This window comes from Candidatus Symbiopectobacterium sp. 'North America' (genome assembly GCF_015762685.1).
Classification (GTDB): Bacteria; Pseudomonadota; Gammaproteobacteria; order Enterobacterales; family Enterobacteriaceae; genus Symbiopectobacterium.
In genome coordinates, this window is sequence record NZ_PEHF01000060.1 from 1 (window position 1) to 3,981 (window position 3,981).

General features: G+C 49.5%; 4 protein-coding genes and 2 pseudogenes. All 6 read left to right on the plus strand.

All coding sequences use genetic code 11. The features are described from left to right. Positions 1-65: 65 nt before the first annotated feature. A pseudogene (locus tag CS369_RS13580) lies at positions 66-680 on the plus strand (DUF932 domain-containing protein); the annotation flags it as partial. Between the two features lie 30 nt (positions 681-710). After that, positions 711-1,154 (plus strand): antirestriction protein, encoded by a 444-nt coding sequence (locus CS369_RS13585; protein WP_196907513.1) that lies wholly within the window; start codon positions 711-713, stop codon positions 1,152-1,154. 12 nt (positions 1,155-1,166) lie between these two features. Then, positions 1,167-1,709 (plus strand): DNA repair protein RadC, encoded by a 543-nt coding sequence (gene radC / locus CS369_RS13590; RefSeq protein WP_196907514.1) that lies wholly within the window; start codon positions 1,167-1,169, stop codon positions 1,707-1,709. A 10-nt stretch (positions 1,710-1,719) separates the two neighbouring features. After that, positions 1,720-2,061 carry a type IV toxin-antitoxin system YeeU family antitoxin gene (locus CS369_RS13595; protein WP_196907515.1) on the plus strand — a complete coding sequence of 114 codons (342 nt, stop codon included), beginning with the start codon at positions 1,720-1,722 and terminating at the stop codon, positions 2,059-2,061. A gap of 20 nt (positions 2,062-2,081) precedes the next feature. Continuing rightward, positions 2,082-2,423: a TA system toxin CbtA family protein gene (locus tag CS369_RS13600; protein WP_196907516.1), complete on the plus strand. Its 342-nt coding sequence runs from the start codon at positions 2,082-2,084 to the stop codon at positions 2,421-2,423. A 271-nt stretch (positions 2,424-2,694) separates the two neighbouring features. Beyond that, a pseudogene (locus CS369_RS13605) lies at positions 2,695-3,684 on the plus strand (restriction endonuclease). Positions 3,685-3,981 lie beyond the last annotated feature (297 nt).

The window sequence follows — 3,981 nt, forward strand, 5'->3', positions numbered from 1 at the left end:
GGACATAATCAGTATGTCAGAAGATCTCTAAAAGTGAATGGTTCGGTTTACCGGGATACTTACAGAAGGTTCGTGACCAGAGCAAGCGGGAGCATACCAAACACATGCTTCGCCTGCGTCGTGCCGGGCAATTAACCGGCCATCAGGTACCGGAAATCATTTTGCTCAACAGCCATGACGGCTCATCGAGCTACCAGATGCTGCCTGGGCTGTTTCGTGGCGTCAGTACCAACGGTCTGGTCTGCGGTCAGTCATTTGGCGAAGTGCGGGTGCCGCATAAAGGTAATGTCGTTGAGAAGGTGATTGAAGGGGCTTACGAAGTGCTCTGCGTGTTTGACCGGGTGGAGGAGAAGCGCGATGCGATGCAGTCGCTGGCGCTGCCAGCCCCAGCCCGTCACGCGCTGGCGAATGCCGCCCTGAAATATCGCTTTGGTGAGGACCACCAGCTGGTCACGGTATCGCAGTTGCTGACCCCGCGTCGCCGGGAGGATAACAGCGATGACCTGTGGACCGTCTACCAGCGAGTGCAGAAGAACCTGATGAAAGGCGGATTGTCAGGACGAACTGCACAAGGGAAAAGCCGCCGCACCCGTGCCGTAACCGGTATTGATAGCGATCTGAAGCTCAATCGCGCCCTGTGGGTTATGGCAGAAAACATGCTCGAGTTTTTCGGGCGTTAAACAACAGTTCCAGCATAAGGAGATATTTTAATGGATACACAAACCTTTCAGTTCGCTGAGCAGACAGCAATTACCGCAACGCTTGTGCCCGATGAACTACGCATCGACTTCTGGCCGCAGCACTTTGGCTTCATCCCGCAATGGATAACCCTGGAGCCCCGTATCTTTGCCTGGATGGACCGCCTGTGTACCGATTATCACGGCGGTATCTGGAGCTTTTCGACGCTCAGCAACGGCGGCGCTTTTATGGCTCCTGAGTCAGAGAAAGATGAGATGTGGACATTGTTCAACAGCATAAATGGCAACGGTGCAGAACTGACTGGCGAAGCAGCAGGGATAGTCACCTGCCTGATGGCATACAGCCACCATGCCTGCCGTACCGAATGTGACGCGATGACTGAGCACTATTATCGCTTACGTGACTTCGCGCTGAACCATCCAGAGTGCGGCGCCATTATGCATCTAATTGACTGAGGAATGTCGAACATGAATACCGCATTATCCCCGGTGTCATTGCAGCCTGAACTCTTTCCGCTGACGGTTATGGCTCAACATGGTTGCTTGCTCCCTGCGACATCCGGATTGACACCCTATGCCCAACGGACTATTCGCCGCGCTATCAACCTGCTGGATAAATATCTGCGCCAGCCCGGCATATCCTTTACCTCAAGCACTGCGGCCCGTGACTGGCTTCGTCTACAACTTGCAGGGCAAGAGCGGGAAGTGTTTATGGTGCTCTATCTCGATAGTCAGCATCGCTTGCTCGAGAGAGAAACGTTGTTTACCGGTTCTGTTAATCATGTACAGGTCCATCCACGCGAAGTGGTCAAATCAGCGCTTCACTTTAACGCTGCTGCCGTAGTGCTGGCGCATAACCATCCATCAGGCGATCCGGAGCCCAGTCAATGCGACCGCAATATTACGGGCAGGCTTAAGGAAGCGTTAGCACTGGTTGATGTGAAAACGCTCGATCATCTGGTTGTCGGCACAGATGGCATTGTGTCGTTTGCTGAGCGAGGCTGGCTATGAGGGAGTTTCAATGAAATCTACTGACTCAGAGAACGATTCATTCCTCAAGTGGGGCCTGAATCGTAATGTGACACCTTGCTTTGGCGCTCGTCTGGTACAGGAGGGAAACCGGCTGCATTATCTGGCTGACCGGGCCAGCATTACCGGTAAATTCAGTAATGCTGAATGTATGAAGCTGGATGAAGCATTCCCACAGTTTATCAGCCAGATGGAGTCGATGTTGACTATCGGTGAACTGAATCCCCTCCATGCCCACTGCGTTACCTTTTATCAAAAAGGTTTCATCTGCGAAGCAGACACCCTTGGTAGTTACGGCTACGTATACATCGCCATTTATCCCACCCAACGTTAATCACTTTTACGAGAGGAAACATGAAAATTCTACCTGCAACGACTTTGCGGGCGGCTAAACCATGCCCGTCACCCGTAGTGGTCTGGCAGACATTGCTGACCCGTCTGCTTGAACAGCATTATGGCCTGATGCTAAATTATACCCCATTCAGAGATGAAACCGTTATTCAGGAGCATATCAACGCCGGTATTACACTGGCTGATGCAGTTAACTTTTTGGTGGAAAAGTACGAGCTGGTTCGTATTGATCGCAGGGGATTCAACTGGCAAGAACAGTCCCCATACCTGCGGGCTGTCGATATTCTGCGGGCGCGACAGGCAACTGGTTTATTGAAAAGAAATCGTATTAACGCAGCACGGTGAATATTGGGAATACCTCGCTGATTCAGATTCCAGTCTTACTTATTTACTCATTACAAAAAGCACCAGCCGATGCAGGCAGGTGCTTTTTCTTATATGGACGAAATATCATGCAAATAGAAGCTGTAATTTTAACTAACCACATCATCGCAAAACACGATCCGGGAATATTAGGCAGTCGCTATGGAGGTTTTGACGCCTGAGATTAACAAGCTTATGATCCAGTTTAATTTCTTTTCCTCATGAAGGGACGGGTATGGGCAACAGAATGTGGATGATTCGCGGTGACGGCGGCAAACTCTATGACGATTTCCGCGATAAACAAATTGTGGGTATCGGTTGGTCTCAATTGGCTCCATTGGTTAAACCCGGCCTGTCCCGAGCTCAGTTACTCGCCTTATACCAGTAGGCAGATCCCTTAACAAAGCTGGGAACTGCGCGTTCTGGTGCATCGCAGGTCTGGCGTTTTGTGAACGAAATCCAAAAGGGTGATTGGGTTATTACCTATTCGCCAGCCAACCGTACTTATCTGCTAGGCAAAGTTACATCAGACTTCCAATATCATCCTGAATGGGTGGAAGAGGGGATGGGTATCGCTCGGCAGGTTAAATGGAATACTCAAGAAATCGACCGCGATCGATTGTCTGTTGCTACCAAAAACACATTGGGCTCCACGCTGACGGTTTTCCAGCTTCCGGAATATGCGTTAGAAGAGCTTTTGCAGGATAAGAAACCCACTGTAGATGTTATTACTCAGAATCCAGTTGCCATGGATGAAGATGAAGTTGTTTCTGATCCGCTTCGTGATATGGAAATGCTGGCGTTTGAGGGTATCAAAGATCGAATCAACTCTCTTGATTGGGACGAAATGCAAAATCTCGTTGCCGGAGTCTTACGCAGTATGGGTTATAAAACGCAGGTCTCTCCTGCAGGGGCTGATCGGGGTAAAGACATTATTGCTTCACCTGATGGATTCGGTTTTGAAAATCCACGTATTATCGTTGAGGTAAAGCATCGCAGAGAGCAGATGGGAAGTCAACAGATACGCAGCTTTATTGGCGGCCGTCATCCAGACGATCGCGAGCTTTATGTCAGTACGGGGGGCTTTACGAAAGATGCTCGCTATGAAGCCGACCGCTCGACTATACCGCTAACGCTCTGGACGTTGGACGATCTTGTCAGGGAACTTATCGAAAACTATGAGCAGGTTGATATCGAAACCAAACTTTTGGTGCCTCTGAAGAAAACCTTCCTGCCTGCCTGAATCTTGCTTTTATAGCCATATCGGTGTTGTACTGATATGGCTTTTATACCCACATGTAGTGGCTGTTTTTTGTACGGATTTTAACTTGTGGGCACATGTGCGGGTATAACTATTTATTACTTCTTATAAACTACATTGATATCAGTCTATTGGGTGTGAAATTCGAGTCCGGCCTTCGCACCATTAGTATGAAAATCAAGTCACCTTCGGGTAGCTAATGAGATGGTCACCCCACCCTGTAGCGGTACGCTGGCAGGGTGTTTTTCTTTCAGGAGAGGCCATCATGGAAAATGTTGC

Excerpts from the sequence above, each read along its gene's own strand:
- CS369_RS13585 (WP_196907513.1), top strand. The coding sequence starts at position 711 with ATGGATACACAAACCTTTCAGTTCGCTGAGCAGACAGCAATTACCGCA.
- radC (WP_196907514.1), top strand. The coding sequence starts at position 1,167 with ATGAATACCGCATTATCCCCGGTGTCATTGCAGCCTGAACTCTTTCCG.
- CS369_RS13595 (WP_196907515.1), top strand. The coding sequence starts at position 1,720 with ATGAAATCTACTGACTCAGAGAACGATTCATTCCTCAAGTGGGGCCTG.
- CS369_RS13600 (WP_196907516.1), top strand. The coding sequence starts at position 2,082 with ATGAAAATTCTACCTGCAACGACTTTGCGGGCGGCTAAACCATGCCCG.